Origin of the sequence: Geminicoccus sp. (genome assembly GCF_036263595.1) — a bacterium.
Classification (GTDB): Bacteria; Pseudomonadota; Alphaproteobacteria; order Geminicoccales; family Geminicoccaceae; genus Geminicoccus.
This window is the reverse complement of record NZ_DATAGQ010000157.1, coordinates 1-4,875: the sequence shown is the minus strand read 5'-3', so window position 1 is coordinate 4,875 and position 4,875 is coordinate 1. Positions and strand designations below refer to the sequence as shown.

Here is a 4,875-nt window from a genome sequence, read left to right as displayed (position 1 = left end):
CGGGCATGGACCCGGATCGGCCAGCGTAGCGGGCGCGCTCCACCGGACCCACGTCCGCCCCAACGTCCTCGTCCATCCTCCACCTCCTTGCAGTCCTCTACCTGCAATGCGGTGTCTCAAAGAACTGTAGGCCGGGAGATCTGCTGGTTGCTGTTGCAGGCGGCGGTCTGGGCCACCTGGGCGAGCTGGTCTGACAGTAGGGCAGCAGCAGCCCGCGCAAGAACGACCAGCTGTGCAGGGCGTGGCGGAATGGCTCGGCCGCCCGGCGCAGCGCCCGCCCACCAGCCTGCATCAGGCCTTCAAGGGGCGACTCTTCGGCTTTCAACAGGAGCGGCATGCCGGCCATGCCTTCGCGTCCGATCAACTCGACCTCCGAGACGTCGCCGTCCTCAAGCATGACCAGCATCGAGACCCAGCCGCCCTCGATGAGGAACAGGACAGCGCTGGACTCTCGCGTGCGTGGAGACCCGTTTGGATCGGGACATCCACCGCCTGCAGCGCCCCCTGGAGTTGAGCGAAATCCTCGACCAGAAGGGCCGCAAGGAGACGGTTCCGCACGCCCGACTGCCGCAGATCAGGTCGCATGCCGAAAAGACGGGATCTCAAGCCAATGGCAGAATCCAATCCCGTAGGAGGTTCAGACCTTGTGAGCCTATTGGCCGGCCTGACGAATTTGCTACTGATGCAGTCGACCCATATAGCCTGAAAGCCAGCAAGGCAGACAATCTTGAGGCCGTTCGGTCGACGTTGAAGGCATGTCACGCACCCCCGATGCATCGAATGCGCATTGAGGTAAAGTTCAATTTGTGCCGCCCGTTCTACTTGTAATCAGAGAGAGAACGCATGACGATTGATGGGCTACTGGCTGTCACGGTCATGCACGGGCTCACAATCTTGCTGGCGCTCTTCTTGCAGCGGGTTGCCTTCGATGCCCAGGGTGCCGCAAAAAGGCTGGATGGTCAGAACCATTGACCGGCGAATGTGGCAGAATCCATGATACCTCGCCCGTCAGTTGGTCGCTGGTATGACAACTCCTCGGTGGGCTCCTGGGCCGCTCGGATTGCAAGGTGCAATCATGCCGTGTTCCGGGCGATCGGCAGCGTGCGCAGCGTGCGCAGCGTGACGAACCGCATCACGATATCGAAAGCCATTGTCCTGGTGGCTGGCGTGCTCGCCGCCGGTGGCGCTGTGGCCTGGCTCGTCAGTGACGGCAACCATCGCGTGGCCCTGGACGATCCCGCCCAGTTGGAGGCGGGACGGATCATCTACGCGGAACACTGCGCGTCCTGCCATGGCGCGGCGCTGGAGGGACAGCCGAACTGGCGCGATCCGAAGCCGGACGGCCGTCTGCCTGCCCCACCCCACGACGCCACCGGCCACACCTGGCATCACCCGGCGGACATGCTGTTCGAGATCACCAAGTGCGGGATCGGCACCTTCGCTCCCGACGGATATGAGAGCGACATGCCTGCCTTTGCCGAGACGCTGACCGACGAGCAGATTTGGGCCGTGCTGGCCTATATCGCGAGCCAGTGGCCGGACGACGTCCAGGCGCGCTGGCGGGCGACGTCCGAGCCGTCGGGGTGACCGGAAAGCCGGTCATCAAGCCAGCCCCGGCCGGCCCCTTCGCTTGCCTTGCGATCACGCGGCGGCGGGCGGCCGATGCTTCCGCGACGTGCATGGCGTTGGGCGACGTGCAGTGATCTAAATCTTCCGAGGGCGGGAGACCGATGATGACGCGTGTGCCGGTTCACTTCGTCTATGCCACCGGGCTTGATGCCGACCTGTTCCTCCATGCCCGACTGGTGGGAAGCTGGTCGACGGATGGGCGACTGTCCGAAAGCTGGACGTCGCTCCCGATGAACGAGAGCGTCGGCGAGGATGGTTGCCCCTGCTTCGAGGCGACCGTCGAATTCGACCCGGCCGGGATCGGGCAGACGTTCCGCTGGGGCGTGCTGATGGATGGACCGCGAGGCCGGGACGGCTGGGGCATCATGGCGGAGATCGACCGGCCCGAGGAACGCGACCGGCATCGGTCCTTCGTGCTGCGGCCGGAGGGCCAGCGCGAAGCCTATGCGCTCACGCGATGCCGGCTTCTGGGCGCGAACAAGGTGCCGGCAGGGAATGCGCACGCAGTGCCCGGCCTGCGCTTTGCCGTCTGGGCGCCCCATGCCCTTGCCGTCGAGGTCGTCTTCGCCGACTCGGCGCGCGGCTACATCGCCGATGACGGCACCGGCCAGGTGGCATCGCCAGCGCCTGTGCCACTGGCAAAGGATGCCGAGGGCGTCTGGCAGGGCGGACCGGCCGAGGACGAGAGACTTTGCAACTACGCGGCATTCGTCGGCCGACCATACATGTACAGGATCACCCGGGACGACGGGTCGGTTGCCTATCGCACCGATATCTTCTCCCGCCTCCAGTTCGGTGCCGGCGCGATCGACCCGGCAAGGACCCCCTGGACGGGCAGGCGAAGCGAGCTGGATGGCACCGTCTCCTGTTCAGTGATCGTCGATCCGGATGTCGTCGTGGCGGATGCCGGGCCTCAGGGGGCCGAGCTGTCCGCCGCCGAGTTCTGGCAAGGCGAATTCGATCCGGCACGGCCGCTGCCCCGCCGGATGGAAGACCTCGTCATCTACGAGATGCATGTCGGGGCGCTCAATCCGGGTCGCAAGGACGCCGGCGACCTTGAAGATGCCATCGCGCTGGTCCCCCATCTGGTCGATCTCGGGGTGAACGCGGTGGAACTGCTGCCGATCTCGGAGTTCCGCGAGGAGGTGAACTGGGGCTACGCCACCTCCCATTTCGCCGCCGTGGAAACGAGTGCCGGCGGCCGCGATGCGCTCAAGCGGTTCGTGCGGGAGTGCCACCGTTACGGAATCGCGGTCATCCTCGACGTCGTCTACAACCATTACCATCACCAGGCCGAACGCGCGCAGTGGGCATACGACTCCAACCAGCCCGAGCGGAACATCTGGTACTGGTACGAGGGCAGCGCGTCCGACTATGGCGATCCCACGGGCGGCTATATCGACAACATGTCGACCGCCTGGGCACCGCGCTTCGACGAAGAGATCGTCCGCCAGCTGTTCATCAGCAGTGCCGTCGCCTTCATCACCGAGTTCCATATCGACGGGTTCCGGGTCGACCAGACGACCTCGATCCATGCCTACGCGGTCCTCCACGCTGATGGTCGCCCCGCGCACCACGCCCGGGCGTTCGGTGCGAAGTTCCTGCGTCAGTGGTCGCGCACGCTGCGCCTGGTCAAGCCGGACGTGCTGCTCATGGCCGAAGATCATTCGACCTGGGAGGACGTGACGAAGCCGAGCGATGATGGCGGCCTGGGCTTCGACGCGACCTGGTATGCCGACTTCTATCATCATCTGGTGGGGGACGGCGAAAAGGGCCCCAACTATGCCAAGTTGCTGCGAACGGCGGGACTGGGCGACCAGCGGCCTCTCGCCTTTGAATCCTTCGCCGCCACGCTCTACCAGAGCCGCCTGAAGAAGGTCGTCTACAACGAGTCGCATGACGAGGCGGGCAATGCCGCCGGCTCCGCCCGGACGATCGTGACCGCCGTGAACGGTGCGCCGCTGCTGGGCGAGACGCGGCGATGGGCGGAAGCGCGCTGCCGGTTCGCAGCAGCCCTGACCGTGCTCTCACCCGGGACACCCATGTTCTTCATGGGCGAGGAAGTCGGGGCGCAGAAGCCTTACCGGTACAACGACTTCGTCCACCATAAGGAGGACATCCTGGGCGAGCGCCACGGCATCGGGCAGGCGTTATTCAGGTTCTATCGAGACCTCGTGCGGCTGCGCCTGAACGAGCCGGCGCTCAGGTCGCGCCAGTTGAACATCCTCCACGTCCACGATGCGAACCGCGTCATCGCATTTCGGCGCTGGGAAGGCGTGGACGAGGACATCCTGGTCATCGCTAGCCTCGCCGACAGCGCTTATCGGCATGGCTACACGATCGGCAACGAGCGGCTGCCGCCCGGACGCTGGATCCAACTCCTCTGCAGCGACGACACCACGTATGGCGGCTGGGGCATCGGCTGTGGCGGGCAGGATCTCTTCTCGACCAACCACGCGATCACGGCCGTGCTGCCTGCCTGCGGTGTAGTCGTGTTCAGGCGGGCCTTGGATCGATAGCACGCGGGACAACGTGATCAAGCACGGTAACCGCAAGCGGGCGGTCCATCATCTACAAGTAATCACTGTATATCACTCTCATTTCTGAATGCTCCTAACTTACGTTAGGAACTGCGACTGCTCTTTACCGTTGGTCCAGCATGGCTGAACCAACTATCCCCGACCAACACGACCAGCGTGTCGAGCTGGTAGAAGAGCGTCTTCGTGTCGAGAAGCGGTCGGCCGAGTTTGGTCGTGCGCGCATCGAGATCGCCGTGGAGACCAGACAGGAACTTGTGGACGTCCTGCTCCACGAGGAGGAAATCCGCGTCGATCGCACGAATATCGGCCGCTTCGTCGATGAGGTGCCGCCGATCCGCGAAGAAGACGGTGTGCTGGTGGTACCGGTCGTCGAAGAACAGCTCGTCGTGGAGACGCGTCTGGTGCTCAAGGAGGAGCTGCGGATCTCCAGGCGGGTGACGACCGAGACGGTCCGTCAGGTGATCCCGCTCCGGTCCGAGCATGCGACGGTACGGCGGGTGGATGAGCCGGAGCTCGGCCCTTCGGTGGCAGTGAAAGGACTGGAACCATGACTCAGACAAAGACGGCGATGTACGACACGCGCGGCGCGGCGGAGACGGCACGCGACGGGCTGATCTCGCTGGGAATCGCCGCCACGGACATCTCGATCCGCGGAACGGACGATGCGGCCGACACCGGCATGACCAGCGGCAGCGAGGACAAGGGC

General features: G+C 64.7%; 3 protein-coding genes. All 3 read left to right on the top strand.

Annotated elements, in window-relative coordinates:
- The first annotated feature begins 1,158 nt into the window (after positions 1-1,158).
- Positions 1,159-1,587: a c-type cytochrome gene (locus VHL31_RS17100; RefSeq protein WP_414653759.1), complete on the top strand. Its 429-nt coding sequence runs from the start codon at positions 1,159-1,161 to the stop codon at positions 1,585-1,587.
- A gap of 146 nt (positions 1,588-1,733) precedes the next feature.
- Entirely contained in the window at positions 1,734-4,148 is a 2,415-nt protein-coding gene (locus VHL31_RS17095) for an alpha-amylase family glycosyl hydrolase (RefSeq protein WP_349262470.1), read from the top strand.
- Between the two features lie 140 nt (positions 4,149-4,288).
- Positions 4,289-4,720 (top strand): YsnF/AvaK domain-containing protein, encoded by a 432-nt coding sequence (locus tag VHL31_RS17090; protein WP_329662445.1) that lies wholly within the window; start codon positions 4,289-4,291, stop codon positions 4,718-4,720.
- The last annotated feature ends 155 nt before the right edge of the window (positions 4,721-4,875 follow it).